The 26846-nt window shown below is 67.9% G+C and carries 20 protein-coding genes; 12 read left to right on the top strand and 8 right to left on the bottom strand.

The annotated features are described in order from the left end of the window. Window positions 1-16 precede the first annotated feature (16 nt). Entirely contained in the window at window positions 17-1111 is a 1095-nt protein-coding gene (locus JRI60_RS35680; RefSeq protein ID WP_204220391.1) for a glycoside hydrolase family 76 protein, read from the top strand. 102 nt (window positions 1112-1213) lie between these two features. On the opposite strand, the gene JRI60_RS35675 is transcribed toward JRI60_RS35680, so the two are convergent. Together JRI60_RS35675 and JRI60_RS35670 are read right to left on the bottom strand one after the other, a co-directional pair. Further along, on the bottom strand, window positions 1214-2614 hold the full coding sequence (locus JRI60_RS35675) for an MFS transporter (protein ID WP_204220390.1): 1401 nt from the start codon (window positions 2612-2614) through the stop codon (window positions 1214-1216). A 263-nt stretch (window positions 2615-2877) separates the two neighbouring features. After that, the gene (locus JRI60_RS35670; RefSeq protein ID WP_204220389.1) at window positions 2878-4302 is read right to left on the bottom strand and encodes a hypothetical protein; all 1425 of its coding nucleotides are present in this window, start codon (window positions 4300-4302) and stop codon (window positions 2878-2880) included. Between the two features lie 356 nt (window positions 4303-4658). Here JRI60_RS35670 and JRI60_RS35665 point away from each other — a divergent pair, with 356 nt between their 5' ends. Together JRI60_RS35665 and JRI60_RS35660 are read left to right on the top strand one after the other, a co-directional pair. Then, window positions 4659-5690, top strand: a complete 1032-nt coding sequence (locus JRI60_RS35665) for an NUDIX domain-containing protein (RefSeq protein ID WP_239469897.1) — start codon at window positions 4659-4661, stop codon at window positions 5688-5690. Further along, window positions 5684-6472: a DeoR/GlpR family DNA-binding transcription regulator gene (locus JRI60_RS35660; RefSeq protein ID WP_204220388.1), complete on the top strand. Its 789-nt coding sequence runs from the start codon at window positions 5684-5686 to the stop codon at window positions 6470-6472. Before JRI60_RS35665 ends, JRI60_RS35660 begins: the two co-directional genes overlap by 7 nt. Window positions 6473-6520: 48 nt before the next feature. On the opposite strand, the gene JRI60_RS35655 is transcribed toward JRI60_RS35660, so the two are convergent. Beyond that, window positions 6521-7399 carry a pectate lyase gene (locus JRI60_RS35655; protein ID WP_239469896.1) on the bottom strand — a complete coding sequence of 293 codons (879 nt, stop codon included), beginning with the start codon at window positions 7397-7399 and terminating at the stop codon, window positions 6521-6523. A gap of 404 nt (window positions 7400-7803) precedes the next feature. Between JRI60_RS35655 and JRI60_RS35650 the strand changes: the two genes are divergently transcribed. Next, window positions 7804-10809 carry a X2-like carbohydrate binding domain-containing protein gene (locus JRI60_RS35650; RefSeq protein WP_239469894.1) on the top strand — a complete coding sequence of 1002 codons (3006 nt, stop codon included), beginning with the start codon at window positions 7804-7806 and terminating at the stop codon, window positions 10807-10809. A 30-nt stretch (window positions 10810-10839) separates the two neighbouring features. On the opposite strand, the gene JRI60_RS35645 is transcribed toward JRI60_RS35650, so the two are convergent. Continuing rightward, window positions 10840-11811, bottom strand: a complete 972-nt coding sequence (locus JRI60_RS35645; RefSeq protein WP_204220385.1) for a helix-turn-helix transcriptional regulator — start codon at window positions 11809-11811, stop codon at window positions 10840-10842. A gap of 109 nt (window positions 11812-11920) precedes the next feature. On the opposite strand from JRI60_RS35645, the gene JRI60_RS35640 reads away from it, so the two are divergent. The 3 genes from JRI60_RS35640 (at window position 11921) to JRI60_RS35630 (ending at window position 16591) form a co-directional block, all read left to right on the top strand. Beyond that, window positions 11921-12376, top strand: a complete 456-nt coding sequence (locus JRI60_RS35640; protein WP_204220384.1) for a GFA family protein — start codon at window positions 11921-11923, stop codon at window positions 12374-12376. Between the two features lie 118 nt (window positions 12377-12494). Continuing rightward, window positions 12495-15650: a serine/threonine-protein kinase gene (locus JRI60_RS35635; RefSeq protein ID WP_204220383.1), complete on the top strand. Its 3156-nt coding sequence runs from the start codon at window positions 12495-12497 to the stop codon at window positions 15648-15650. A 59-nt stretch (window positions 15651-15709) separates the two neighbouring features. Further along, window positions 15710-16591 (top strand): sigma factor-like helix-turn-helix DNA-binding protein, encoded by an 882-nt coding sequence (locus JRI60_RS35630; RefSeq protein WP_204220382.1) that lies wholly within the window; start codon window positions 15710-15712, stop codon window positions 16589-16591. Window positions 16592-16597: 6 nt separating this feature from the next. Here JRI60_RS35630 and JRI60_RS35625 read toward each other — a convergent pair whose 3' ends face one another. From JRI60_RS35625 to JRI60_RS35615, 3 genes are all read right to left on the bottom strand, one after another. Next, a complete protein-coding gene (locus JRI60_RS35625) occupies window positions 16598-17305 on the bottom strand; it encodes a glutathione S-transferase family protein (RefSeq protein ID WP_204220381.1) in 708 nt (235 codons plus the stop codon). Between the two features lie 143 nt (window positions 17306-17448). Beyond that, window positions 17449-18492 (bottom strand): peptidylprolyl isomerase, encoded by a 1044-nt coding sequence (locus tag JRI60_RS35620; RefSeq protein ID WP_239469893.1) that lies wholly within the window; start codon window positions 18490-18492, stop codon window positions 17449-17451. A 30-nt stretch (window positions 18493-18522) separates the two neighbouring features. After that, on the bottom strand, window positions 18523-19704 hold the full coding sequence (locus JRI60_RS35615; RefSeq protein WP_204220380.1) for a hypothetical protein: 1182 nt from the start codon (window positions 19702-19704) through the stop codon (window positions 18523-18525). Between the two features lie 281 nt (window positions 19705-19985). Between JRI60_RS35615 and JRI60_RS35610 the strand changes: the two genes are divergently transcribed. The 5 genes from JRI60_RS35610 to JRI60_RS35590 all read left to right on the top strand — a co-directional run bounded on the left by JRI60_RS35610 (window position 19986) and on the right by JRI60_RS35590 (window position 25585). Beyond that, window positions 19986-21500 carry an FAD-binding oxidoreductase gene (locus JRI60_RS35610; protein WP_204220379.1) on the top strand — a complete coding sequence of 505 codons (1515 nt, stop codon included), beginning with the start codon at window positions 19986-19988 and terminating at the stop codon, window positions 21498-21500. A gap of 118 nt (window positions 21501-21618) precedes the next feature. Then, window positions 21619-22842: a myxochelin export MFS transporter MxcK gene (mxcK, locus tag JRI60_RS35605; RefSeq protein ID WP_204220378.1), complete on the top strand. Its 1224-nt coding sequence runs from the start codon at window positions 21619-21621 to the stop codon at window positions 22840-22842. Between the two features lie 68 nt (window positions 22843-22910). Continuing rightward, window positions 22911-24167, top strand: a complete 1257-nt coding sequence (mxcL, locus tag JRI60_RS35600; protein WP_275439041.1) for a myxochelin B biosynthesis transaminase MxcL — start codon at window positions 22911-22913, stop codon at window positions 24165-24167. 142 nt (window positions 24168-24309) lie between these two features. Continuing rightward, window positions 24310-24555: a mersacidin/lichenicidin family type 2 lantibiotic gene (locus JRI60_RS35595; RefSeq protein WP_204220376.1), complete on the top strand. Its 246-nt coding sequence runs from the start codon at window positions 24310-24312 to the stop codon at window positions 24553-24555. Between the two features lie 61 nt (window positions 24556-24616). Then, the gene (locus JRI60_RS35590) at window positions 24617-25585 is read left to right on the top strand and encodes a hypothetical protein (protein ID WP_204220375.1); all 969 of its coding nucleotides are present in this window, start codon (window positions 24617-24619) and stop codon (window positions 25583-25585) included. An 85-nt stretch (window positions 25586-25670) separates the two neighbouring features. On the opposite strand, the gene JRI60_RS35585 is transcribed toward JRI60_RS35590, so the two are convergent. Next, complete coding sequence (locus JRI60_RS35585; protein WP_239470877.1) at window positions 25671-26729, bottom strand: hypothetical protein; 1059 nt, start codon at window positions 26727-26729, stop codon at window positions 25671-25673. Window positions 26730-26846 lie beyond the last annotated feature (117 nt).

Here is a 26846-nt window from a genome sequence, read left to right as displayed (position 1 = left end):
GAAGGAGAAAGCCTACATGAAGCAGCGGCTCCTGAGTTTCCTGGTCGCTACCCTCGTCCTGGCGTACGCGCCCGGCGCCATCGCCCTCACCCCCACGGAAAAGAACCTGGCGTTCGACTCCTACAACAACGCCTTCTATGTGGCGAACGGCGGGAACGGCTACTTCGTGGTCGACACGAACCGCGGTGTGCCTGGCCGGTTGCAATTCTGGAGGGTCTGCGAGCAGATCGAGGCGGTCGAGGATGCCTACGACCGGACCGGCAACCCGGCCTACCGCGACATGGTGTTCTCCCTGCTCAACGGGTTGAACAACGTCGTGAGCGGAACCACGGACTTCGCGTCGTGGAACGAGTACAACGATGACGTCATGTGGGCGGTCATTGCCCTGACCCGCGGCTACGAGATCACCGGCCATCGAGCGTTCCTGGATCAAGCGCAGTGGCAGTTCAACAAGGTCTGGAGCCGCGCCTGGGACAACCAGCTCGGTGGTGGCCTCTGGTGGCGCGCGGACAAGCAGACCAAGAATGCTTGCGTGGCCGGTCCGGCCGCCATCGCCGCGATGTTGCTCGCCCGGAACACCGTCAATACCGGGTACCGGGCGCAAGCCGACCAGATCTACAACTGGCTGCGTTCGACCCTCTTCAATCCCTCGACCGGTCAAGTCGCCGATCACATCCAGGCCAACGGAACGAAGGTCTGGTGGGCCTTCACCTACAACCAGGGAACCTTTGCTGGCGCGTCGACCCTTCTCTACCAGGCGACCGGCAACACGAGCTATCGCGACGCGGGCGGGCTGGCGGTGAACTGGACCCGTCGCAACCTGACGGGCCAGCACATCGCCGACATCCTCAACGACGAGTACGATTCCGGCGGCGGCAACGGAGATACCGCCGGGTTCAAGGGCATCTTCGTTCGGTGGGCGGGCAAGTGGGCCGGCGCGGCCAACGACGCTTCGATCAAGAGCTGGCTGAGCTACAACGCGAACACCGCCTGGGCGTACCGGAACTCGTCCGGCGTGATGTGGGGCCAGTGGTGGCGGCGAACCCCGGACAACTACGTCACGTCCTGGGAGGCGAGCCCCGGCCTCGCGGTCACGCAGACCCCGTACTGAAGTCGCGTCATCCGGCCGCTCCGGCTCATGAAAAGAAGACCCCGGCGCGCCTGATGGCGCCCGGGGTCTTGCTACAGGAGACGGGGTCGGTCTGGAGGCCCGTCAGGACTGGATGTGCGTCTCCAGCTTGTGATCCTTCGTCTCGTGGATGAAGAGCCCGCCGATGATGACGGTGATGATGCAGATGACGATGGGGTAGATGAGGCCGGTGTAGAGGGCCCCCTCGCCGAAGGTCGTCTGGGCCCAGGTGGAGGTGGTAACGGCCGTGGCGATGAGGGGCAGGAAGCCGCCGAACCAGCCATTGCCCAGGTGGTAGGGCAGGGACATGGAGGTGTAGCGGACGCGGGTGGGGAAGAGCTCCACCAGGAAGGCGGCGATGGGTCCGTACACCATGCACACGTAGACCATCTGCACCGTGAGCAGCACCACCATCATGAAGTGGTTGACCTGCGCGGGGTCAGCCACGGGCAGGCCCTGCGGGTTGGTGAAGTGCTTCATCGCCATGAAGATGGGGACGTAGGTGAGGGCGCCCAGCACGCACCCGGCGAGCATGATGCGCTTGCGGCCGATGCGGTCCGACAGCCAGCCGAAGAAGATGAACAGGGGCGTGGCGATGGCCAGGGCGATGGAGACCAGGATGTAGGCCGTCTTCCAGTCCAGCTTGAGCGCGCTCTGCAGGAAGGTGAGGGCGTAGAACTGGCCGGTGTACCAGACGACGCCCTGGCCCGCGGTGGCACCGAAGAGGGCCAGCAGCACGTACTTGCGGTTGAGCGGATTGGCGAAGCTCTCCTTGAGGGGATTCTTGGACGTCTTGCCGCTGCTCTTCAGCTTGGAGAAGAGGGGCGACTCGCTCATCTTCAGGCGGATGTAGAGGGAGACGGCCAGCAGGATGAAGGACAGCAGGAAGGGCACGCGCCAGCCGGTGGACTTGAAGAACTCCTCGCCCATGAGGATGCGGGTGAGGCCGATGACGCCCATGCTCACGAAGAAGCCGAGCGTGGCCGTCGTCTGGATGTAGCTGGTGTAGTAGCCGCGCTTGTCGTCCGGCACGTGCTCGGCCACGTAGGTGGCGGCGCCGCCGTACTCCCCGCCCAGCGCCAGGCCTTGCAGCAGCCGCAGCAGCACCAGCAGGAAGGTGGCCCACAGGCCGACCTGGTCATACGTGGGCAGCAGGCCGATGAGGGCGGTGCTCAGGCCCATGGTGGCCATGGTGATGAGGAAGCTGTACTTGCGGCCCACCATGTCTCCCACGTGGCCGAAGACGATGGCGCCCAGGGGCCGCACGCCGAAGCCGGCACCGAAGGTGGCCAGGCTCGCCAGCAGCTGGGCCGTCTCGTTCCCCTTGGGGAAGAAGAGGCCGCCGAAGAAGACGGCGAGGCTGCCGTACAGATAGAAGTCGTACCACTCGAAGAGGGTTCCCAGCGAGGCCGCGGTGATGACCCGGCGCAAGGTGGAGGGGTCCGCGGCTTCGACGGGGACGGTGGCTGCGGTGGGAGACTCCATCAACTGCTCCTCTCGGAAGTCGGGTAGGTGGACCCGACCAGTGCACCCGGTGGGCCGCGGCCGAATCCAGCACGTCTTCCGTGCCGTGTCGAACGCTACACCCCTGTAGGGCGTCTTCCACCGCACCGCCGGGTCGTCACGCTGGCTCTGGGTGTGTCTCGGCTCCACTGCCAGCCGAACGTTCCTGTCCGAGCACCTTGCGGGCCCGACTCGTGGAACGAGCCGGGCCCAGGTGAACGACCGGGCGCGTGGCCCTCCGCTCGCTAGTAACTGGTCTTCAGCCAGTTCTCCTTCGCCCACGTCAGCCGACCCGCTCCCGCTCCATCGGCGGCCGTCAGCCGGGTCACGAGGGTCGACGGATCATCCGCCGTATAGCCGTAGGGCAGGGCGGAGAAACCGTTCCAGGAGAATGCCTTCACGGTCGCGGGAACGGGGCTGAGCGGGCTCCCGGACGTGTCGCTGCCTCCCCGGAACACCACCCCATTCAGGGAGTCGATGGTGTCGACGACCCGGATCTTCCCCGTATAGCTCGCATCCGAGGGGTCCGTCTGGTTGTTGCGGACGGGGTACTGCACATCGAGGATGTGGGACTTCTCGACCAGGACGGCTCCGCCTTCCGTGGAGATCGCCCCATTGCTCGTCAAGTCGAAGTGGTAACCCTTGGAGGAGATGGCTGAAGCCATGGCCGAGGTGAGCTTCTTCTTGGCCGCCCAGGCCCCCTGCGCATCCATGACGATGTTGTAGACGTGCGCGTTGCCACCCCGCAGGCGAGGCATCCGGTCCTGGATGTTCTTGTAGTAGTTGTGATGCAGCGTGATGGAAAGGTTCGCATTGCCCGCATCGAATTCGGTGGAGCCGACCAGGTGGCCCTTCTTCTGGGGTCCCGCGATCGTGATGATGTCGTTCTCGCTCAACCCCACCGCGCTGCTCCGCAGGTGGTTGTACATCGGGTAGGCGGACTTGTTCGCTTCGAGCGCATCGAACTGGCGGGTGACCCAGCTGGTCGCGCCGCCCTCGTCGCCCTTGAAGGTGGACCACGAAATGGTCACCCCCGAGGTGCCCTTCTTCGAATCGACGAGACCGTCATAGGCCTTGTTGAAGGTGCAGTGATCGATCCAGACCTTGGTGTCTTCCTCCAGGGTCAGGTAGTCCCAATCATTGCTATCGTAGTTCCCCTTGGTCTTCTCGTCCCACTCCCACAACTCGTCGAACTCCAGGTTGCGGATGATCACGTTCGAGCTGCGCTTGATGGTGATCGCGACATGCCGGAGCCTGGCTCCGTTGGCCGAGAAGATGGTCAGTCCATTGAAGCCATCCACATTGATCTTGCTGACGCCCGTCGCCAGGAGCACGGGATGGGTGGAGGCCGCGTTGTGGGCGCTGAACGGAGAGACCTTGGCCGCGGCGGGGAGCTCGTTCCAGCCCAGGTTCAGATCATTCATGATCTCCACGACCTTGACGCCAGAGCCCTTCTTCAAGGCCAGCGCGAGATCCGTGGCGGTGTAGACCTTCTTGTAGTGGGCCGTGTCCGATTCACTGACCAGGCCTCCCCCGGTGTTCCCTGCCGAAAACCCCGTGAGATTGTAGTCGGTCAGTCCAGCTGCCTGGGTATTGCCCGCGGGGATGACGGAAAAAGTCAGACCCAGCACCGCGGACAGACCACACACTCCTTTGAACATTTGCATCATGAACCTTTCTCGTTGAGCGCGAAACGGATTCCCCCTCTGTCCTGGAATCGTTACTCCCAGGTAATGACAAGCGTACCTGGCGGGATGCACTCCTCGTCGAGGAGCGCGAGCAATCTACCGAGAGGGCTTATCTCTATCAACCCTTCCAATCACTCACCTGGAATGTTTTCTGGACTCGAGCGCCACGACATGAACGGCTCGCGGATTGTCAGAATCCGATGCCCTTCCACGGGTTGTTGCTTCGGCAAGGGTTTTCCCGGGCCATGACGACCGCCAACCCGGCGGTTTGTGCGAACGTGCGCATATCCGTGCGTTTTGTTGCGAAACGACCTGCGTTCCTGCTACTTTGTCGAGCCATGACAGAGCATGCGCCGTTGATGGTGCTCGTGGCCGGCCCCTACCGGTCCGGGACGGGGGATGAGCCCGCGAAGATCGCCGCGAACGTGCGGGCGATGAACGAGGTCGCACTCGACGTCTTCCGGGCGGGACACCTGCCAGTGACGGGCGAGGCGCTGGCCCTTCCGTTGATCGAGCTGGCCGGGAGCCGGGCCATCGGGGACCGCGTCTTCGACGAGATCTTCCATCCCATCGCTCGCCGGCTGGTCGAGCGCTGTGATGCCGTGCTCCGCATCGGGGGCCCCTCGGCGGGAGCGGACGAGATGGTCAGCCTGGCCCGGGCTCGGGGCCTGTCGGTGTACTTCGGGGTCGACGAGCTGCCGCGGCCCGGAGGGGAGGCACCGCCGCGGCAGGTGCGCGAGCCGGGAGCCTTTCATGATCCGTCGGCCGGGCCCGCGCGCAACGACGCCGTGCGCATCGCCGACGTGCGGGTCCTCTCCTCCGACTGGTACGTCCTGCGCAAGGTGACGTTCGACTACCGGCGCTCGGATGGCACCTGGAGCCGTCAGAGCCGGGAGGCCTATGACCGCGGCAACGGGGCGACCGTCCTGCTCCATGACGCCTCGCGGGGCACCGTGCTGCTCACCCGCCAGTTCCGGCTACCGGCCTACGTGAACGGGCACCCCGACGGGATGCTCATCGAGGCCCCCGCGGGGCTGCTCGATGGCGAGCACCCCGAAGCGGCGATCCGGCGGGAGGTCGAGGAGGAGACGGGGGTGCGCATCGGTGAGGTGCGGCCCGTCTTCGAGGTCTTCATGAGCCCGGGCTCGGTCACCGAGCGCCTGCACTTCTTCGCCGCGCCCTACACCCGCGACGCTCGCGCCTCGAACGGTGGCGGGCTCGCGTCCGAGGGCGAGGACATCCAGGTGCTCGAGCTCCCGCTCACCGAGGCCCTGCGGATGATCGACGCCGGAGAGATCATCGACGCGAAGACCATCCTGTTGTTGCAGTGGGCCGCGCGGCACGGCGTCATGGGCGGCCCGCGATGCTGAAGGAAGAGCGCCATCAGCGGATCCTCGAGATTCTCGGCACCGAGGGCCGCCTCGTCGCAGGGGAGCTGAGCGAGCTGCTCGGGGTGTCGGGCTACACCATCCGCAGGGATCTGGACGAGCTCGCCGAGGCCCAGCTCCTGCGCCGGGTCCATGGAGGGGCGGTCGCGCGCTCTCCGGTGGCATCCACGTACGAGGAGCGCCAGCAGCAGGGCGTGCCAGGGAAGATCGCCACGGCGCGCGCCGCCGCGACGCTGCTCCAGCCAGGACAGGTCGTCATCCTCGACGGCGGGACGACGGCCCTGCACCTGGTGGACGCCATTCCGCCGGATCACACCGGGACGTTCATCACCCATTGCCCGGCGGTGGCCTCGGCGCTGGCCCGTCACCCGGGCATCGAGGTCGTCCTGGTGGGAGGCACGTTGGATCGGCGGGCCATGGTGGCGGTCGGAGCCAACGTCATCGACACCTACCGGCGCATCACCGCCGACGTGTGCTTCCTGGGCATCTGGAGTCTCAACGCCACCAGTGGCATCAGCGGTCCCTACTACGAGGAAGTGGAGGTCCGCCGCGTGCTGCTCGACTGCGCGGATCGCATCGTCGGCCTCGCCTCTCGCGAGAAGCTCGGCACCGTGGCGCCCTTCTCCGTTGGACCGGCCACCGGACTGACGCATCTGGCGACCGAGCCGGGCGTCCCCGAGGAGCTGCTCCGGCCCTTCGTCGAGCTCGGCATCCACATCGTCCAGAGTGGACGCCGGCCTCTCAAGCCCTCCCCATCGCGATAGCCAGAGGCCTCTGCGCGGGCCTCCGGGTAGGGCAGTGACAGCGGAGCTTCACCAGCTCTGCACGTCGGTCACGCGCACGCGGCAGGTCGCGGTGCTCCACTGGCTCGCGCCGCCGTTGACCTTCTGCGACTCGCCTTGGTGATTGGTGACGCCGATGAACTCCGTGCAGATCTTCGGCTTGTCCTTCGAGGCGTTGTAGCCGCCCTTGACGAACAGGTTGGTGATCGTGACCGTGTCCCCGTAGTTCTGGTTCGCGCCCGCGAGGGCCGACTTGATGCCCTCCACCTTGACGTTGTCCACGACGAGGTTGCGGGGGCCGCCGTTGTTCGTGCAGTCGCCGCAGGAGCGCCAGAGCTTCCCGAAATCGCTGATGTAGGAATTCTTGATGATGGTCTTGGAGTTGCCCTTGGCGTTGTGCTGGAACACCTTGTCACTGGCGTGCAGGGCGATCACGTGGTCGAGCGTCATCGTCGCTCCGTCCTTGGTATTCGTCGCCGCGTCCTCGCAGATGTCCTCCCAGTAGACGTGGTCGAGCGTGCAGTTGCCCAGGCAGACGATGCCATTGCCGGCGGAGAGGCCGCCCGCGATGATGAGGTTCTTGACGGTGACGCCGTCCTCGACCTCGAACACCGTCTTCTGACCCTCCTTGTCACATGCAACGGTGTTGTTCACGCCGATCTTCTTGTTGGCGAAATCGTAGACGTCCGAGCCGCCGTTGGCGGCGTTCTTCAACCGCGTCGTGCTGGTCCTGATCTCACCGGAGCCATTGCTCGGCGTCGGGATCGTGGTCGAGATGGTCTCCAGCGCGCCGGTCTCCTCGCCCAGGAGCTCTTCTTCCGTCATCCCTCCGTCCAGGAGGCACCCGGTTCCGAAGACACCCATGGCGAGCAGCAGGGCAGGGGTACGCAGGGTCTTATAGGTGGGCATGTTTCTCATCTCCTTGTCTGTTCGGCGATTCGAAGCTGCTCCCTTTATAACGAGTTAAAGCTGGAATCCAATGAGAACGGGCTTTCCCGAACTCCAAGAAAGCTTTCAACCATCGACTTCATCGTAACGTTCCCGGAGGTGTCACGGCTGCAAGCGCATCTCTTGGTTCTGGCTGCGAAAATTCAACCGCGTTGCGCTCGGAGCGGTGCGCCACGGTGATTCAGCGCGTCATGCCACGATAAAAATCGTAACGTTTCGATTTCTCCTGGACTTCGCGGATCATCGGGGTCATCCTGTGAGGGCTGGAAAGTCCGATAAGGATTGCACGTCCATCTGCCATGGGGGTCGCGGCTGTGTTCGTGAGACATCTCAATCGAAGCGTTGCTGCTCGTCTGTGGACCGTCGTGGTCAGCGCGATCCTGCTGGGGATGGCGTCCAAGGCGCAGGCGGCGCCAGGGGCCGCATACACCTGGCGTAGCGTCGTCACGGGTGGTGGTGGTGGGTTCATCCCGGGAATCGTCTTCAATACCAAAGAGAAGGATCTGATCTACGCCCGCACCGATATTGGCGGCGCGTACCGGTGGGATGCCGCGACCTCCAGTTGGATTCCTCTCTCCGACTCGACGGGCTGGGTGGATTGGAACAAGAACGGTGTGGATGCCCTGGCGACCGACCCGGTCGAGCCGAACCGCGTCTACATGGCGACCGGCACCTATACGAATGACTGGGATACGAACGGCCAGATCATGCGGTCGACCAACAAGGGCGATACGTGGCAGGTGACGCCCCTCCCATTCAAAGTCGGCGGCAACATGCCCGGGCGCTCCATGGGTGAGCGGCTGGTGATCGATCCGAACAAGAACAACATCCTCTTCTTCGGCGCGCGGAGCGGCAACGGGCTCTGGAAGAGCACGGACTACGGAGCGACCTGGAGCAAGGTCACCAGCTTCCCCAACCCCGGTACCTATGTCCAAGACCCCACCAACTCCTACGGGAACGACATCGTCGGGTTGGCCTGGATCACGTTCGATCCACGTACGGGTGCGGCCGGCAGCGCGACGCAGACCCTCTACGTCGGCGTAGCGGACAAGGAAAACAACGTGTTCCGCAGCACGGACGGCGGTGCGACCTGGGAGGCGGTTCCCGGACAGCCCGTCGGCTATCTGCCGCACCATGGAGAGCTGTCCTCCAATGGCAGCCTCTACATCTCCTATAGCGACGGTGTCGGCCCATACGACGGCGCCAAGGGAGACGTGTGGAGGCTCGATACGGCGACAGGCCTCTGGACGAACATCAGCCCCATTCCGAGCAGCAGCTCCGACAACTATTTCGGTTACGGCGGTCTGGCCGTCGATGCGCGCAACCCGAACACGATCATGGTCGCCACGCTGAACTCCTGGTGGCCTGACGCCATCATCTTCCGGAGCAGGGACGGCGGTGCGAGCTGGACCCGGATCTGGGACTGGGATGGTTACCCGAGCCGGAAGCTCCGGTACACGCATGATATTTCGGGCGCTCCGTGGTTGACGATGGGCATTGAACCCATTCCGCCGACTCCCTCCCCCAAGCTGGGTTGGATGATGGGGGATCTCGAGATCGACCCGTTCAACTCCGACCGGATGATGTATGGCACGGGCGCGACCCTGTACGGCACGAACAACCTGACCGCCTGGGATGTGGGCGGCCTGGTGAAGATCTCCGTCATGGCCAGGGGAATCGAGGAAACGGCCGTCATGGAGTTGATCAGCCCTCCGTCTGGCGCGCCGCTCATCAGCGCGCTGGGCGATATCTCCGGCTTCCGCCATGACGACCTGACGACACCGCCTTCCAAGACGATGTCCGTCCCGCAGTGGAGCACGACGTATGGCATCGACTACGCGGAGCTCAACCCGGGCTTCATGGTCCGTGTGGGGATGGCGGACTACGCGTCGGATGCCAATGCCAGGTCGGTGGGCCTCTCCCATGACGGAGGCGCGAACTGGTACAAGGCCAGCTCCGAACCGACCGGAACGAAGGGCGGAGGGACGGTGGCGGTTTCGGCCGATGGCAACTCCATCGTGTGGAGCACGTCGGACGTGGGCGTGTATTACTCGAAGTCGGGCGGCAATGGGTGGACGGCCAGTGCTGGCATCCCGGCGGGGGCGAAGCTCGCGTCCGACCGCGTGAACCCGAGCAGGTTCTACGCCTACTCGGCCGGCAGGTTCTATGTCAGCACCAACGGGGGTGCCACGTTCACCCAGACGGCCGCGGCGGGTCTTCCGAGCAGTGGGGCCGCTTCCCTGAAGGCCGTACCTGGCCGCGAGGGAGATGTCTGGTTCGCTGGCGGCAATGAGAATCCCGGCCCCTACGGCCTGTGGCATTCAACTGATTCCGGAGCCACCTTCACGAAGCTGGCGAACGTGCAGGAGGCCGACGGCATTGGCTTCGGGAAGGCGGCCCCGGGACAGAGCTACATGGCGCTGTACGTCATCGCGAGGATCGACGGTGTGCGCGGCTTCTTCCGCTCGGACGACGCGGGCGCTTCCTGGATCAGGATCAACGACGACCAGCATCAGTATGCGAGGGTCACGACCATCACCGGAGATCCGCGGGTGTACGGCCGCGTGTATGTGGGAACGAACGGCCGCGGCATCGTCTATGGCGAGCCCGTTGGTAGCGGGCCGGTCAATCAGTCGACCATCAACCCGACGAGCGCTTCCTTCGACAAGAAGACGGACAAGCAGGCCGACATTCCGGTGGTGATGACGCTCAATGGGAACACGCTGAGCAGTATCAAGAATGGTACGGCGATCCTCGTGGCCGGTACGGATTACACCCTCTCTGGCTCGACCGTCACTCTCTCGAAGCGCTATCTGGCCAACCAGCCTGTCGGGACCACGAACCTGACGTTCAACTTCAGCGCGGGGACAGCCCCCGTCCTGGCCATCACGGTGATCGATACCACCTCCACGGGCTCGGGGTCCCTCAAGGTGCAGATGTTCAATGGGTCCACCGCGGCGTCGCTCAATACCATCAACCCGAGATTCAAGCTGGTCAACACGGGAACCAGTCCCGTGGCGCTCTCCCAGGTCAAGATCCGGTATTATTACACCATCGATGGAGAGAGGGCCCAGAGCTTCTTCTGTGATTGGTCTCAGGTTGGAGGCTCGAATGTCACCGGAACCTTCGTCAAGATGCCGACGCCAGCGCCCGATGCCGATCATTATCTCGAGATTGGTTTCACGAGCGGGGCGGGCAGTCTCGCGGCCGGGCAGGGCATCGACCTCCAGGTGAGATTCGCGAAGTCCGACTGGAGCAACTATACGCAGGTGGGCGATTACTCCTTTGCTCCAACCGGCACGACGTACTCGGACTGGATGAGAGCACCGGGATACATCTCCGGCGGTCTCCAGTGGGGCATCGAGCCCTGACGGGCGCACGGAGGCGCGCATGCTGAAGGTCTACGCCCCACTCTCCGTCCGCTGGGCGGCCCGGGCGAGCCGCTCGGACAGGCGGCGAAGGTGCTCGATGAGCTCCTTGGGTTCATGCACCTCGAACTCGAGCCCCAGCCACCCGAGATGGAACGCGAGCGCCTCGAGGCTGTCGGCGCCAGCGTGGACCCGACAGCGCTCCGCATCCAGCTCCTCGATGCGTCCAGCCACGCCGGACAACCGCTCGGAGACGACGCGAGCGGGGGCATGCACCGTCACACGCGCGCGGAACCGGTACGCATCCGTCGAGACCGCCTGCGAGACGTAGGCGGCCACGTCCTCGGAGGGCAACGGGCGGGCCTTGAAGGAACGCCCGGTTCTCGGCTTCGGACCGATGCGGTCGACGCGGAAGGTCCGCCACCCTTCCCGGTCGAGATCATAGGCGAGGAGGTACCAACGGTAGCTGGTGTGCACGAGGCGGTAGGGCTCGACGGAACGCGTGCTCCCCGAGCCCTCGCGGCTGCTGTAGTCGAACCGCAGGAGCTCGGAGTCGCGGCACGCATTGGCGATCACCGCCAGCGCCTCCGCGTCGACCGTGGGCCCCGCGTCGCCGAGCCGCACGCTCACGGCCTGCAGGGCGTTCACCCTGCGCCGGAGCCTCTTCGGTAGCACCTGCTCCAGCTTTCCGAGCGCCCGCACCGCCGCATCCTCCAACCCCTTCACCGGCCCGGTCGCCGCCACGCGCAACCCCACGGCGACGGCCACCGCCTCCTCGTCTTCCAACGGAAGCGGGGGCAGCTCCTTCCCGGCGCCCAGCTGATATCCGCCGCCAACGCCAGCGGCCGCATGCACCGGGTACCCGAGGCTCCGGAGCCGGTCCACGTCCCGGCGGACGCTGCGCTCGGTCACCCCGAGCTCGCGCGCCAGGTCGCCGCCTCCCCAGAAGCGGCGGGACTGCAACAGGGACAGGACCTTCAGCAGCCGAGCGGACGTCTGGAGCACGGTACGCCTCCTCTCATCGCGGACCGAATCTGTCCGCGACCCTTCCTACCTTCTATTCATCACACGGGCGAGCCCCGCAGGCCCGCCCAGCACCCTGGAGCATCCCGCCATGAGCCACTCCTCCTCCTCGAAGACCCCGATCTCCCCTGGCCTCCGGACGTACAAGGGCAGCTGCCAGTGCGGCGCCGTGCGCTTCGAAGTGGACTTCGACCCGAGCCAGGGGACGACCCGGTGCAATTGCACCGTCTGCACCAAGACCGCGTGGTGGGGCATCAACGTGAAGCCGGCGGCCTTCCGTCTCCTCTCTGGCCGGGAGGTCCTGGGCGACTACTCGAGGTCCGAGGCCTCCCATGCCCGGTTCTGCAAGGTGTGCGGAATCCGCGCGTTCGGGCACGGGCACATCCCGGAGATGGGTGGGGATTACTACGGCGTGAACGCGAACTGCCTGGATGGCGCCGACCTCTCCGGCATCCAGGTCACGTACCTCGACGGGCTCCACGACACCTGGGCGCAGCTCGCCGTCGCGCCGTATGTGGACCCGATCTCCGCCGCGATGCGTTCCTGAGCGCGCGTGGTGCCCGTGGGACCCCGCGCCGCGGGTGTGATTTCGATTTGCTGGCTCCGGGAGCCGCCCTTCGTGGCCTCCTTTCAGCCGGGTCTTCCGGTGAAGTATCTTTACCGGATTGGACGGCCTCACGGCCCTTCTCATGACTCCGTGTCTTGACGAGAACGAGCTGCTGGAGTGGGAGCAGGGGCGCCTGTCCGCGGATGCCGTGGCCCGGCTGGAGGCCCACCTGGATGGGTGCGAGGCCTGCTGCGCGGTGGTGGCGGGACTCAGGGAGGAAGGGGCCTTGTCCGCGGAGGGCCTGGAGCCCCTGGCGCCGCTCGGGTCGGGCGGTACTCCGGGGCCCGGGGCTCGCGTGGGGCGCTACGTGCTGCTGCGCCGCGTGGGCGAGGGGGGCATGGGGGTCGTCTTCGCCGCGTATGACCCGGACCTGGACCGGGAGGTGGCGCTCAAGCTGCTCAAGCCCGGGGCGGTGGCGGACGCGGAGGCGCGCGGGCGGCTGGTGCGCGAGGCCCAGGCGCTGGCCCGGCTGTCCCACCCGAACGTCGTCATCGTGCATGACGTGGGCCAGGACGACGACACCGTCTTCCTCGCCATGGAGCTGGTGCGGGGGCGGACGCTGCGCCACTGGCTGGAGGAGGCGCCGCGGCCGTGGCGCGAGGTGCTCTCGCGCTTCCTCCTGGCGGGCCAGGGGCTGGCCGCCGCGCACGCGGTGGGACTGGTGCACCGCGACTTCAAGCCGGACAACGTGCTGCTGGGGGACGACGGCCAGGTGCGCGTCACCGACTTCGGTCTCGCTCGCGCGGTGCCCGCACCCCTGACTCCACCGGAGGCGGGGGCAGGGGAGGGCCCCACCCGGCGGGCACCGGCGCGGGGAGACGACACCCTCTCCGGCGTCCGGCTGGGCACACCCGCGTACATGTCCCCGGAGCAGTGGCGCGGCCAGCGCGCGGACGCGCGCAGCGACCAGTTCAGCTTCTGTGTCGCGCTGTACGAGGCCCTCTTCGGCCAGCGGCCCTTCGCGGGTGACACGGCGGGGGAGCGAGTCCAGGCCTCAAGCGAGGGGAGGGTGACGCCGCCTCCCCGTGGCTCGCGCGTGTCTGGTGCCGTGCGCGACGCCGTGCTGCGGGGCCTGGCCGCCGAGCCGGCCTCGCGCCACCCTTCCCTGGACGCGCTCCTCTCCCGGCTCGAGTCCGGCGCGCGCGCGCACCGCTGGCGCTGGGCGGCGGCGGCGCTGGCCACGGGGGTGGCGGCCAGCGTCGCCGCGGGCTTCGGCCTGGCAGGGGGTGACGCCGCGCGGGTGTGCACCGGCTTCGAGGCCCGGTTGGAGGGCACCTGGGACGCGGCGCGCCGGGCCCGGCTGGAGCAGCGCTTCCGTCAGGGGGCGCCTCCGGTGCCCGGGGACGCCTTCGAGTCCACCACGCGGGCGCTGGACGCCTACGCCCAGGCGCTGGTGGCCCAGGAGCGGCAGTCCTGCGAGGACACGCGCGTGCGGCAGGCGCAGTCCGAGCGGCTGATGGACCTGCGCGCCGCGTGCCTGGATGGCCGGCGCCAGGCGTTGCTCGTCCTGGTGGAGATGCTGGAGGGGGGCGAGCGGGAGACGCTCACGAGGGCGTCCGAGGCCGCGCGGCAGCTCCCCTCCCTGGCAGCGTGCGCGGACCGGGACGCGCTCGCCCGCGTGGACCCGCTGCCGGATGCCCCGGAGGCCCGGCGGGAGCTGGCGGCGCTGCGCCGGGAGCTGGACGGGCTGCGCGTGCAGGGCTCGGCCGGGTTCCATGAGCGTGCGCTGCCCCGGCTGGAAGAGGTGGTGGTGGCACTGCGGGGGCTGGGACACCGACCCACGCTGGCTTGGGCCCTGTTGTTGTTGGGCGAGCTGCGGGGCACCGCCGGGAGCTTCGCCGCGGCGCGCGAGGTGCTGGAGGAGGCGGTGCGCGTGGCGGAGGCCGGGCACGACGACGAGACGGCCGCGCGCGCGTGGAACCGCCTCCTTTATACGGAAGTCCAGGGCATGGGCCTGGAGAAGGAGGCCCAGCGCACCGCGCGCATGGCGCAGGCGGCCCTGGAGCGACTGGGGCCCGAGGCTTCCCTGGAGGTGGCCGCGGAGCTGCACCGCGTCCGCAGCAGCCTCAGCTACCGGCAGGGCGAGTACGCGCGCGCTCTCACGGAAGCCACCGAGGCCCTGTCCCTGCTGGAGCGGGCGCGCGGGCCCCAGGACGTGGCGCTCGCCGATGTCCTGGCCGGCATGGGCCAGGCCCTCAACGCGCTGGGGCGTTACGCGGAGGCGGAGCGGCACTATGCGCGTGCCCTGGCGCTGGTGGAGGCGGTGTACGGCCACGAGCATCCGCTATGCGCGGCGCACCTCAGCAACGTGGCCACCGCGCTGCGGCTCCAGGGGAAGGTGGCCGAGGCGGTGGCACGCTACGGCGAGGCGCTCGCGCTGGCCGAGCGCCTCCTCGGGGCGGAGCACTCCAGCACCAGCGTGATCCGGGTGAACCTGGGCGACGCGCTCTCGCGGCAGGGCCAGCTGGCGGAGGCGCTGCCGCACTACGAGCGCGCCCTGGCCAGTCTGCGCAAGGGAGGGGACGGCGAGCAGCTGCGGCTGGCCAACGTGTTGCTGAGCCTGGGCAGTGCACGGGCGGACCTGGGACAGCTCGCGCGGGCGGAGGCGGACTACCGCGAGGCGCTGGCGCTTCAGGAGGCGCAGCTCGGCCCCCGGCACCCGGACGTGGCCCTGTCGCGCAACAACCTGGGCTGGGTGGCGATGGACGCGGGCCGCCTGCTCGACGCACGCGCCCACTTCGAGGCGGCGCGCGAGCTGTGGGAGGCCACGCTCGGCCCCGGACACCCGAAGGTGGCCAGCGCGCTGTACAACCTGGGACACGTGGAGCTGCGCCTGCGCAGGGTACCTACGGCGCTCCTCCACCTGCGGCGGGCGCTGGAGGTGCGCGAGAAGTCGCTCGGGGCGGAGCACCCCCGGGTGGCGCAGACGCTCGCGTTGCTGGGTGAGGCGCTGGTGGAGGGAGGCCAGCTGCGCGAGGCCCGCGAGCCGCTGGAGCGGGCGGTGGCGCTCTCCACGCGGGTGGAGCTGGCCCCGCACGACCTGGCCCGGGCGCGCTTCGCGCTCGCCCGCGTCCTCTGGCAGTCGCAGGGGGAGCGGTCCCGGGCGCTCTCCCTGGCGCGGGAGGCCCAGGAGGCCTACGCACGGAGCGCGCCCGCCTACGCGCCCCGAGCACGCGAGGTGCGGTCCTGGCTGTCCGCCCATGGCCCCTCCTGAGCCGGGGCACCGTGTCTCATTCCCGCCCGAGGGGGCGGACTTGTCGGTGGAGGTGGTCCGTGGCGTCCGAGCAGACCGAGTCCTTCCTGTCGCGGGCGCCGCACGCGCTCGCCCCGGCGCTGCGGGCGCTTCCCGGCCTGGAGGACGCGCTCGCGGGGCTGGTGCGGGAGGCGCGCGAGGCGTGGCCGGAGGTGGGTATGGACGCGGGGGCCTTCCTGGCGCACGTGGCGGAGCGGCTGCCCTCCACGGGCGAGGCCCGCGAGGTGCTCGCGAGCCTTCGCGCGGAGGAGTTCTTCCTGGCCTTCGCCTGCGTGCGGGGGGATGCGCGGGCGCTCGAGGCGCTCGACGCGCACGTGCTGTCCCAGGTGGGGACGTGGCTGCCGCGCGAGGCGCCCGCCCTCGTGGACGAGCTGCGGCAGTTGTTGCGCCAGCGGCTGCTGGTGTCGGTGGACGGGGCACCGCCGAAGCTGGCCTCCTATTCCGGGCGGGGTCCTCTGGGACAGTGGGTGAGGGCGGTGGCGCTGCGGCTGCACATCGACCGGCAGCGCGCCGCGCCGTGTGAGCTGCCACTGGAGGCGGCCCCGGTGGCGCTGGCGGATCGGCTGGGCGCGGACCCCGAGCTGGCCTTCATCCGCGAGCGGCACCAGGAGGATTTCCGCGTGGCCTTCCGCGCGGCGCTGGGCCGGCTGGAGGCCCGGGAGCGCAACCTGCTGCGGCTGCACCACGTGCACGGCCTGTCCATGGACGCGGTGAGCGCCACGTACCAGGCGCCCCGCTCCACCGTGGCGCGCTGGATTGCCCGCGCCCGCGAGCGGCTGCTGGCGCTCACCCGCGAGGAGCTGACGGCGCGGCTGGGGCTGACGCCCGACGAGCTGGACAGCTTGCTGCGCCTCGTGCGCAGCCAGCTCGACGTCAGCCTGCGCCAGCTCTTGGCGGACTGACTCCGGCTACTTCTGTCCGTCCGTGAAGAAGCGCTGCTGGAAACGCTCGCAATAGCGCACCAGGTTCTGCTGCCCCAGCGTGTACTTCCGGAGCGGCGAGTCCACGGGAAACGCGATGATGCTCACGATGAACGCGTAGAGCGCCGCGTCGAACGAGGTGGGGTTCTCTCCCAGGAGGAAAGGCTTGTCGCCGAGCGCCACCGCCACCGCGGAGACGTCCGCCTTGCCCATCTCCAGGATCTCCTCCGGCCGGTGGCGGCCCAGGCCCTGGGTGTGCGTCGCCTTGGTGACCCCCCGGCGAATCATGGGCACGATGAGCTTGCCGATGCCGGGCGGGAAGAGGGCCTCGAAGATGGGCTTGTAGATCCGCCATCCCTCCTGTGAGACCCAGCGCTCGTGGATGATGTTCCAGTAGAGGCTGTCCTCCAGCACGCGTCGCACCAGGTGGCCCTTGGCGACGTCCTCCGCGCCGAGCTTCGCGTCGAGCGGATCTCCGTGCTTGCGCTTGAGGTGCTCGATGATGAGCTGGGAGTCACCCAGGAACGAGCCGTCCTCCTCGATGAAGGGGATCTTCCCCTTGGGGGCCTTCCCGAAGGCGGCCGCCTTCGCCGTGTAGGGGATTCCAGCCATCCGGAGATAACTCTCCAGCTTCAGGCAGAAAGGGCTGACGTTGCTGATGCCGAACGCGGCGGGGCCCTGATGAAGGATGAGCATGTGGGGGAATCCACCATTCCAAGGTGCAGCCCGTCCAGAACCCATGGGCGCCGACCAGTCATGCTCCGTGTGCAATCCCCGAGCTCCTCATGATGCTTTCGCCGTCATGAGGAGGCCGCGCATCATCCCGCTCCTGGAGCCCTTCAGGCCGCCGCCATGTGGACCTTGGCCCGGCTCATGACGTGGTCCACGGCCGTGAGGTGCCAGGCCACCTGATCGATCCGGGCCAGGTTCTGGGGCTCGGAGCGCAGGGCGGCGACCACCTCTCCCACCGGCACTCCAGCGGCATTGGCCTCGTCCTGGATGATCTTCTCCACCTTCGCCCGGCTCGGGGTCAGCCCGTCCCGCTTGCAGATGGCGCCCAGGGCCAGGGCGATGCGCAGCCGCAGCTCCACCTCGGCCCGCGTCGACTCGTCCCGCAGCCACGCGCGGAGCGACTCCTCCCGGCGAGCCTCATCGAAGCCCAGCGCGCTCAGCGCGCGTCCCTCGCTGGTGCTCCAACGGCGGCGGATCTCCTCATCGACGAGCCCGGCGGGGACCTTCACCCGGGTGCGCGCGGCCACCGTGGCTAGCACCTGCCGCTGGACCTGGCTCAGCAGCAACTGCGTGGCCTCCGCCTCCATCTGATGGAGGACGGCCCGCGTGGCCTGCGCGAGCGTGTCGCCGTAGCCGAAGGCCCGGAGGAAGGCGGGGCTGCTCAGCTCGGGATAGGTCACCTCGCGCGCCCCCTTGAGTTGCAGCGAGAAGCGCGCGGGCGCCCCCCGCAGGGACTCGACGGGGTAGTCGCCGGGCAGGGTGAGCTCCACGGTGAGATTCTCCCGGGGCGAGCGGCCCACGAGCGACTCGTAGAGCCCGGGCAGCAGGGGCTCGGGCGCCAGGGTCATCCACACGTCGGTGCGCAGGCTGAAGGGGATGAGCTCGCCGTGGCTGTATCCCACGATGTCGAACAGGATCTCGTCCCCCCATGCCAGCTTCTCGCTGGGGTAGCGGTAGCGCTCGGTGGCCAGGGGGCGCGCCAGCTCCAGGAACCGCTGCTGGACCTGCTCCGGGGTGAACGCCTCCGGGGGGGAGAGCGTGACGGAGAGTCCCTCGAGCGAGGGCGCCTCCACCTGGGGCAGGGACATCGACACCGAGAGATCGTCCAGCTCGTACGACGCGGCCAACTGCGGAATCACGATGGAGCTCATGGGGTGACCCTTGGGAACACGGAGGTGGGACTACCAGCCCTTGAAGAAGTCCTTGATGCCCTCGCCGACCTTCTTGGCGGTGTCCTTGATTCCGTCGCCGACCTTCTCGGCGGTGTCCTTGATGCCCTTGCCGATCTTCTCGGCGCCCTTCTTGATGTCGCCCCCGAAGTTCTTGACGACCTCACCCGCGATGGAGGCGCCCGTCGAGATGGCCCCACCGATCTGGGAGACGATGGGGATGTTGGTCGCGGCGAGCACCGAGCCTCCGGCGACGATGCCCGAGGTGACCTTGTCGCCGAGGCTCGCCTTGGGATCCTTGATGGTCGTGACGGCATTGGCGATGTCGAGGCCGGCCATGGCGACGTTGAGGCCCGGGACGAACCTGCCAGCGGCCTTGCCTCCCGTCTTGAGCAGGCCCTTGGCGATGTCATCGGCCTTGCCAGCCACGGAAGAGGGCTTGATGTCCGGAGCGGAGGGCTTGATGTCCGAGGTGGAGGGCTTCGCCGTGGGCCTGGACTCCGGGGCGGAGGGCTTGAGCTCCGGAGCGGAAGGCTTGGAGGCCGGCTTCCGGAACATGTCTCCCAGTCCCCCCAGGTCGCTCACGCCGCTGGCCAGGTCGCTCACACCACCGAGGACCTGACCCGCCAGGGCGGTGGGGTCGCCGTACTGCCCCAACTGCTCGGCGCTGTACGGGCCCGCTTCGAGGTTGCCAGCGGCCAGGGGACCCTGGGTATGGGCGAGTCCCTGGAGGACATCGAGCTGGTGCAGATCCGTGCCGCCATTGATGGCGCCAGCGACCCTGTTGGCGATGTCCAAGGGCATCCGGGCCGTGACGCCCGAGAGGGCGCTCGCGGCCTCGTTCCTCAGTCCGGCGAACTGCGGACGCGAGGCGAGGCTCGCGGCGAGCTCGAGACCCGCCTGGGCGGTGGCCAGGGCGTTACCGGCCACCTCGAGCTTGTTGCCGATGAGGGCCTGCTTGCCCAGGCTCTTCTGGAGGGTGTTGTCGCCGCCGTTTCCAGGCAGGGCGGGCATGCCGCGGCGCGCGACCTCCTGCTCGAACACCGAGGTATCCAGCGCGGTCGGCAGCCGCTGCTTCTGGACGGGCGCCAGCGTCCCCTCGACGGGCGTCTTGCCGACGGTGTCCGAAGGCATCGTCTTCTGGGACTGGGGGAGCACGTAGCGGGCGGAGCCGGAGGAGATGGGGGCGGTCATGGGCGTCTCGGAGAGAAGGATTGGGAGCGAAGGAGTCGGACACGAGCCAGAGCAGGTCTCGTGCCAGCCCTTTCCGAGGAGACGGGGCACCCGGTTTCCCTCGGGAGTCCCACGATGGAGGAGGCTCGAGCCCCCTCTTCCACCTGGTGACTGCCGTTCGGTGGTGGTGACAGTTGTCATCACCCCCCGGGTCGCGGGTGGAGCTTCCGGTGGGGAGCCGGGCCGGTAGACTCGGCGGGGCGAGGCGGTCGCGCTCCTGCACCGCGGAAGAAGGAGGAGACATGGATCGGCTGCGGGAGGCGCTCGAGGCGTGGCGTCGGGAACTGGGCGAGGACAACGTGCTCGCCGACGAGGCGACGCTCGTCCGGGCGCGCACGGCGACCTTCGCGACCACCCAGGATGTCGGTGCGGTGCTGCGTCCCGGAAGCACCGAGGAGGTGCGCGCCTGCTTGCGCATCGCCCAGGAGCTGCGCATCCCCGTCACCCCGGTGAGCGCCGGGCGCAACCAGGGCTATGGCTCGCGAGTGCCGGCGCGCAGCGGCGTGCTGCTGGACCTGGGCCGGATGAATCGCGTGCTCGAGTTCGACGAGGAGCTGGCGTACCTCACGGTGGAGCCGGGCGTCTCGTTCGAGCAGGCGCATGCCTTCCTGGAGGCGCGGGGCTCGCGGCTGCAGCTGGCCACCATCGGCGGGCCGCCCCAGTCGAGCCTCATCGGCAATGCGCTCGAGCGGGGGGACGGGACGGGGCCTCACGGGGACATCTTCCAGTACGTGTGTGGCCTGGAGGTGGTGCTGCCCACGGGCGAATGCCTTCACACCGGGCCCGGGCGCTATCCCCATGCCCGGGCAGCGTCCGTGCTGCGCTGGGGCGCGGGCCCCGGCCTGGATGGGCTCTTCAGCCAGTCGAACCTGGGGGTCGTGACGCGGATGACCTTCTGGCTGGCGCCGCGAGCGGCCTGCCCGCGGCTGGTGACGGGCGTGCTCGAGGATCCCTCCCAGCTGGGCCCGGTGGTGGAGCGGCTGCGGCTGCTGCGGATGGAGGGCACCCTGCGCGAGGCCTTCTCGCTGTGGAACGACTACAAGGTGATGTCCGTGCTCGGCCAGTACCCGTGGGAGGCGACCCGGGGGCTCACGCCGCTGCCGGAGTCGCGCCGCGCGAGGCTGCGCGCCGAGCTGGGCATCTCACCCTGGCACCTGAGCTTCGTGCTCGAGGCCCCGAGCGAGGCGCAGGCACGGGCGGCGCAGGAGCGGGTGGAGCACGTGCTGGAGGGAGTCGTGCCCACCCTCTCCTGTATGCGGGAGGAGGAGGTGGGGCCGGGGGCGCTCCGGCAGGTGCCCTCGGCGCGCAACCTTCGGATGATGTACTGGCGCAAGCGCTTGCCCCCGCCCGAGGTGCCGGAGCCGGAGCGTGACGGGTGCGGCTTCATCTGGCTGTCGTGCGCCGTGCCGATGACGGGCCCCCACCTGGAGACGGCGCTGGCGCTCGCCGAGCCCTTGCCGCTCCGGTTCGGTTTCGAGCCCAACCTGTGCGTGCTGGGCGTCTCGGCGCGCTGTGCCTACCTGGTGGTGGCGATCGTCTATGACCGGGAGGTGGAGGGGGAGGACGCTCGCGCGCTGGCGTGCCACCAGGCGTTGCAACAGGCCCTGGGTGACGCGGGCTACTACCCGGCGCGCTTGGGCATCCAGTCGCCCGTGCTTCCCTTCGTGCCGGAGGATGACTCGCCGAGGGTGTTGAGGACGCTCAAGGCCGCGTTGGATCCCCACGGCATCCTCGCCCCCGGGCGCTACCTGCCCTGAAGAAGGGACTTGCCCAACGCCCCCCACGTCGTCTATCTATGCGTTCGTAATGATTTTGAGTCTCATTATCATTATCAGGAAATGAAAATCGGATGACGCCGTGTCCCTGGAGCGTGTCGTGAGTGTTTCCTCCTCGCCGAGGTCCGAGCAGCGGGTGCTCTGGTTGCTGGCGGCCGTGCAGTTCACCCACCTGCTGGACTTCATGATCGTCATGCCGCTGGGGCCGGAGTTGATGAGGCGCCTGGGCATCTCGGCCGCGCAGTTCGGGGCGTTGGTGTCGGCGTACACACTGGCCTCGGCGGGCATGGGGTTGTTGGGGGGGCTGTGGCTGGATCGCTTCGATCGCAAGCGCACGCTGCTCGGGCTCTACGCGGGGTTCGTCGTGGCCACGCTGCTGTGTGGCGTCTCGGACAGCTACCTCGGGTTGTTGATGGCGCGTTGCGTGGCGGGGGCCTGCGCGGGGCTGATGAGCGCGGGGGTTCAGGCCATCATCGGGGATGTCATCCCCGCGGAGCGCCGGGGCAGGGCGATTGGCACGGTGATGGCGTCGTATGGACTGTGCGCGGTGGCGGGCGTGCCCCTGGGGCTGTGGTTGGCGAGTCAGTGGGGGTGGCGCTCGCCCTTCTTCGTCATCGGCGCGCTCGGGAGCGTGTTGTGGCTCGCGCTGCTGTTCGCCTTGCCGCCGGTCCCTCCGCACCCGTCCGGGCGCCCTGACGTGCGGGGCGGGTCCGCGCTCGGGCGGGGGTGGACGCCTGCCCTGGCGCTCGGGTGGGTGTTGACCTTCTGCGTGGTGTTCTCCGGCTTCCTGCTGATTCCCTATCTGAGCCCCTTCATGGTGGGCAACCTCGGGTTGAGGCTGTCCGACCTGTCCTGGGTGTATCTGGCGGGCGGCGCCGCCACGTTGTTGAGCTCGCGGTGGATGGGACGGATGGCCGATCGGTTCGGGCCGGCCCGCGTCCTGGCCTCGCTGCTGGTGGGCACCCTGGGGCCGCACCTGCTGTTCACGCACCTGTCCGCGGCGCCGCTGCCGGGCGTGGCGGGGGTGTTCGTGCTGTTCATGGTGCTGACCTCCGGGCGGGCCATTCCCACCCTGGCGCTGGTCGCCTCACGGGTGCCTCCCGCGCTGCGCGGTCGCTACATGGCGATCAACATGGCGGCGAGCGATGGCGCCTCCGGGTTCGGCGCGTGGGTGGGGGGCCTGTTGCTGACGGTGGCGCCGGATGGCGCGCTGGTGGGGTTTGGCCGGGTGGGCTGGATCGCCGCCGGGGTGTCGGGCTGCGCGCTCGGCGTGCTCTGGCTGTTCGACCGGCGCGCCGCCACTTCGAGCGCGGTGCCGGCCTGAGTTCTTCCAACGCAGTTCCCTTTCACACGAGGAAACCCATGGACGTACACGCGAACAGACACCCGTCGTTGCCCCGACCCATCGTGGGCAAGATGGATCTCACGAACTCCAACCGCCTGCTGGCCGAGGCGAAGCGGCTGGTGCCCGGTCTGACCCAGACGATGATGAAGAAGCCGGAGATGTTCGCTCCGGGCTCCTTCCCCGTCTACCTCGCGCGTGGACAGGGCGCGTTGGTGGAGGACGTGGATGGCCAGCAGTACATCGACTTCATCTGCGGGCTGGGCGCGAGCTCGCTCGGCCACAACCACCCGGCCGTCGTGGACACCATCCGCCGGCACCTGGAGGAGGGGCTGCTGCACTCGCTGCCCACGGCCTGGGAGGTCAGCGCCGCGCGGACGTTGGTGGAGATGATCCCCGGCGCGGAGATGGCGCGCTTCTTCAAGACGGGAGCGGATGCCACCTCGGCGGCGGTGCGCCTGGCGCGCTACGTCACGAGCAAGGAGCACATCATCACGGTGGGCTACAACGGCTGGCACGACCACTTCATGTATGACACGCCGGGCGTGCCCGCGGTGTTGTCGCAGTACACGCGGCGCATGCCGCTCTTCGAGGAGCCGGACGAGGCGGCGCTGCTGGCCTGCATCGAGCAGACGGGGCACCAGCTCGCGGCGGTGCTGCTGTCGGTGCCGTTCAACCGCTGCCTCACCCGCGAGTTCATGCACAAGCTGCGCGCCACGTGCACGGCGCACGGCGTGTTGCTCATCCAGGACGAGGTCATCACCGGCTTCCGGCTGGCGCCGGGCGGTGCCCAGCAGTTCTTCGACGTGAAGGCCGACTTCGTCTGTCTGTCCAAGGCGATCGCCGCGGGCATGCCGCTGTCGGCGGTGGCGGGGCCGGAGAAGCTCCTGAGCAAGCTGGCGGATCTGCAGGTGTCCACCACGTTCGGCGGCGAGCTGCTGTCGCTGGCGGTGTGCGAGGCCGTGCTCAAGGTGAGCCGCGAGCCGGGCTTCACCGAGCACCTGGCGAACCTGGGCCGGCGGCTCGCCACGGGCATCAACGCCCGGGCCGAGCGCGTGGGCTCGCCGCTGCGCATCCTGGGCTATGACGCCATCCCCCTGTTCCGCTTCTCCAAGAACCCCGTGGAGAACGCGAAGCTCACCCAGCCCTTCCAGGCGGGCATGGCGCGCCGTGGCATCCTGTTGCGCCGCGACCTCAACTTCATCTGCGCGGCGCACACCGTCGAGCAGATCGACTACACCATCGACATGGCCGAGGAAGCGATGCGCGAGTGCCTCCAGCAGGCCTCGGCCTCCAGCGCGGCCTGAGCCGGACGTCCCCGGGCCCCGAGGCTCCCTCCGCCGGACTCCAGGGGGGAGCCGCCTCGCGCGGCGATGCGTGTCACATCTCCCTCCGAGTGACTCCTTCTGGGCGTGACGTCGTTCCCTCCCGAGCCCTCAGGAGAGCACCATGAACAGCGAGATGATCGTCAAGGCGTGGAAGAGCCCGGAGTACCGCGCGAGCCTGCTGCACGAACAGCGAGCCGCGCTCCCGGAGAATCCCTCCGGGAGACCGCTCACGGAGCTCGATGACTCCGACCTGGATGACGTCACCGGAGGGGAGGGGGTGAAGCTGTTGCTGACCGAGCGTAACCAGTGCTGCCTCTTTTCCCTCGGGTGCCCCTCGCTCGCGCAGAACTGCAACCTGGAGATCTGATCCAGGTCCGCTCCGCCCCGGTCGCTGTCCGTCCAGTCCCCCATCGGATAAAATTTGGATCATGCCCAAGATCCCAAAAGGTACCCGGCTGAAGCGGTTCTCCCACCTCTCGCAGGAGGAGAGCAGGAAGAACGTGGAGGCTGTCTCCGCGCGGTTGCTCGAGGAGTTCTCGGATGTGCTCTGCATCCGCAAGACGCGGCGGGTGGAAGACGAAATCAAGTACAACATCCATCCGAGGTACAAGTACTACAATCTGGGAGTCTCCCCGGTGGAGCCCGCGGTGGATGCCAACTACTGGCACGCGGCGTTCACCGTGCTGCAAGGTCTGCCCATCCAGGAGTATGACTCCTTCAAGTGTCCGGGAGTGGTCATCAGCAATCAGGCGGAGCTCGCCGGATGGGGAAAGACCGACCTGGGGCTGCCCACCAAGAACGTTGCCGAGGCGAGGTACCCCGAGAACTTCCCGCCCAACGCGGCGCCGCAAGCCAATGGAAAGACGCTGAGGACGTGGCCACTCGTCAGCGCGAAGCTGCAGGAGATCCGGGCTCGCGTGAAGGGGGAGAAGCCCGACGTCAGCTCGAAGGGGAAGCCGCGTGGCGTGGAGCGCATGATCCACCTGGAAGATGAATCCTTCCCGAGCGGAACCGTGAAGGCCCCCTACCTGAACGCGGCCTCCATTCCGTATGGCGAGGCTCAGCTGCACTACCTGCCCGAGCACATCCTCGGCGTGTACGTGGAGCTCTTGAGCCAGCAGGAGATCACCACCTATCAGAACGCGGACCAGGCCCGGACGAGCGAGATCGCGATCGCGGACGCCGTCGAGGCCATCCGTGGAGCACTCGATCTGCGCTTCTTCCTGAAGGTGACCTGCAAGATCGCGGTGCCGTTCGTGGAGTACTCCCGCGGAAGCATCAAGCTCCATGCCTCGCCCAAGGAGCTCATGAAGGAGGCCGGGGAGAAGTGCCCCCAGTCGATCATCAGTGCAGTGAAGGACAAGCTCCCCGTGGGAGTCCATGGCGACGAGGCGTGAGTGCGAGCCCCGTTGGAGCGTCGTCCCCCGTGCCGCGGGAAGGCCGTGAGCTGCGCGCCCATCGGCCTTCCCGGGCAAGACGTCGTTACCAGCCGCTGTTCCCCGAGACCTTGTTGAAGGTGTACCGGTTGTTGGGATTCAGGAGCCCACCCAGGGCCGCGCCCGTCACCGTGACGTTGGTGCAGGTGGCCGTCCCAGGCACATTGAAGGTCTCCACGCCATAGGCGCCCGCGCCCTTGATGGTGACGTTGCTCAGGGTCACGGGAGAGATGGGGTAGTTGTACACGGGGGGATTGGCCTCGGGGGGCGTCCTGCCGAAGCTGATCTTGATGGCCGAGAAGGTGCTGTCGTTGATCTCCACCCCGTCCACGAGGATGTGCCCCGAGATTTCCCTTCTCGTCGCGTGGAGCCACAACGCCCCGGCGTTCATGGCGAAGTTCACCTTCTGCTCTCCACCGGTCCGGGTCAGGGTCACACGCTTGATCTCCGTGGTTCCGAGGAAGGGCAGGTCCGCGAACCAGTCGGTGATCAGGACGCCCGAGGAAGCGTAGTGGGTGTCCAATCCCACGCTGTCCAGGATCTTGTTGTCCCTGCCATTGTAGATGGCGAAGGTGTTGGCGAGATTGGGCATCTGCGCGGTGTCATGGCGGAACGTGCAGTTCTCGTTGATGGAGCCATCGGACCACATGGCGAAGGAGTTATCGCCCGTGTTGCGGGCGTGGACGTGGCTGACCATCGAGTTCTTGATGCCCGCGTGGAGGTTGATCCCGTCCGCGTAGACGTTCCGCACCCGGCCATTGACGATGTACAGACCGTCCGTTCCGGGTTTGATCCAGTAGGCGACCTTCGCGTGCTCGATCCAGACGTTCTGGATGAGCGAGCCCGTGCCGAAGTTCCCCTCGAACGCCGCCCTGTCCGGTCCGTCCTGGCGCTCGACGATCTCCCCGAAATACGCCAGGTCGAACACCTTGACGTTGCTCCCAGCGCCCCTGAAGTGGTCGCCGATATTGGTGGCCTGGATCCGCGTGTGCCAGGGGCCCGCGCCGCGCAGGTGGATGTTTTCCAGACCCACCAGACCATTGATGCGGAAGACGCCCGAGGGAATCCAGACTCCCGCCTTGCCGGTGGACTTCGCGTTGCTGATGGCGTTGCGAATCGCCTGGGTGTCGTCTCCGGTGTCGTGCCTCCCACGAAGCCGGTGCCGGAATAGCCGGGATGATCCGTCGCGATGACGGCACCGCCCGATAGCGCCGCGGCCTCC

This window comes from Archangium violaceum, from assembly GCF_016887565.1.
Classification (GTDB): Bacteria; Myxococcota; Myxococcia; order Myxococcales; family Myxococcaceae; genus Archangium; species Archangium violaceum_B.
The sequence above is the reverse complement of the archived record's forward strand: the minus strand, read 5'-3'. Positions and strand labels throughout refer to the sequence as shown.

What these genes read in the sequence shown, in the direction of transcription:
- JRI60_RS35680 (WP_204220391.1), top strand. Translation starts at nt 17, where the DNA reads ATGAAGCAGCGGCTCCTGAGTTTCCTGGTCGCTACCCTCGTCCTGGCG.
- JRI60_RS35675 (WP_204220390.1), bottom strand. Translation starts at nt 2,614, where the DNA reads ATGGAGTCTCCCACCGCAGCCACCGTCCCCGTCGAAGCCGCGGACCCC.
- JRI60_RS35670 (WP_204220389.1), bottom strand. Translation starts at nt 4,302, where the DNA reads ATGATGCAAATGTTCAAAGGAGTGTGTGGTCTGTCCGCGGTGCTGGGT.
- JRI60_RS35665 (WP_239469897.1), top strand. Translation starts at nt 4,659, where the DNA reads ATGACAGAGCATGCGCCGTTGATGGTGCTCGTGGCCGGCCCCTACCGG.
- JRI60_RS35660 (WP_204220388.1), top strand. Translation starts at nt 5,684, where the DNA reads ATGCTGAAGGAAGAGCGCCATCAGCGGATCCTCGAGATTCTCGGCACC.
- JRI60_RS35655 (WP_239469896.1), bottom strand. Translation starts at nt 7,399, where the DNA reads ATGCCCACCTATAAGACCCTGCGTACCCCTGCCCTGCTGCTCGCCATG.
- JRI60_RS35640 (WP_204220384.1), top strand. Translation starts at nt 11,921, where the DNA reads ATGAGCCACTCCTCCTCCTCGAAGACCCCGATCTCCCCTGGCCTCCGG.
- JRI60_RS35625 (WP_204220381.1), bottom strand. Translation starts at nt 17,305, where the DNA reads ATGCTCATCCTTCATCAGGGCCCCGCCGCGTTCGGCATCAGCAACGTC.
- JRI60_RS35620 (WP_239469893.1), bottom strand. Translation starts at nt 18,492, where the DNA reads ATGAGCTCCATCGTGATTCCGCAGTTGGCCGCGTCGTACGAGCTGGAC.
- JRI60_RS35615 (WP_204220380.1), bottom strand. Translation starts at nt 19,704, where the DNA reads ATGACCGCCCCCATCTCCTCCGGCTCCGCCCGCTACGTGCTCCCCCAG.
- JRI60_RS35610 (WP_204220379.1), top strand. Translation starts at nt 19,986, where the DNA reads ATGGATCGGCTGCGGGAGGCGCTCGAGGCGTGGCGTCGGGAACTGGGC.
- JRI60_RS35595 (WP_204220376.1), top strand. Translation starts at nt 24,310, where the DNA reads ATGAACAGCGAGATGATCGTCAAGGCGTGGAAGAGCCCGGAGTACCGC.
- JRI60_RS35590 (WP_204220375.1), top strand. Translation starts at nt 24,617, where the DNA reads ATGCCCAAGATCCCAAAAGGTACCCGGCTGAAGCGGTTCTCCCACCTC.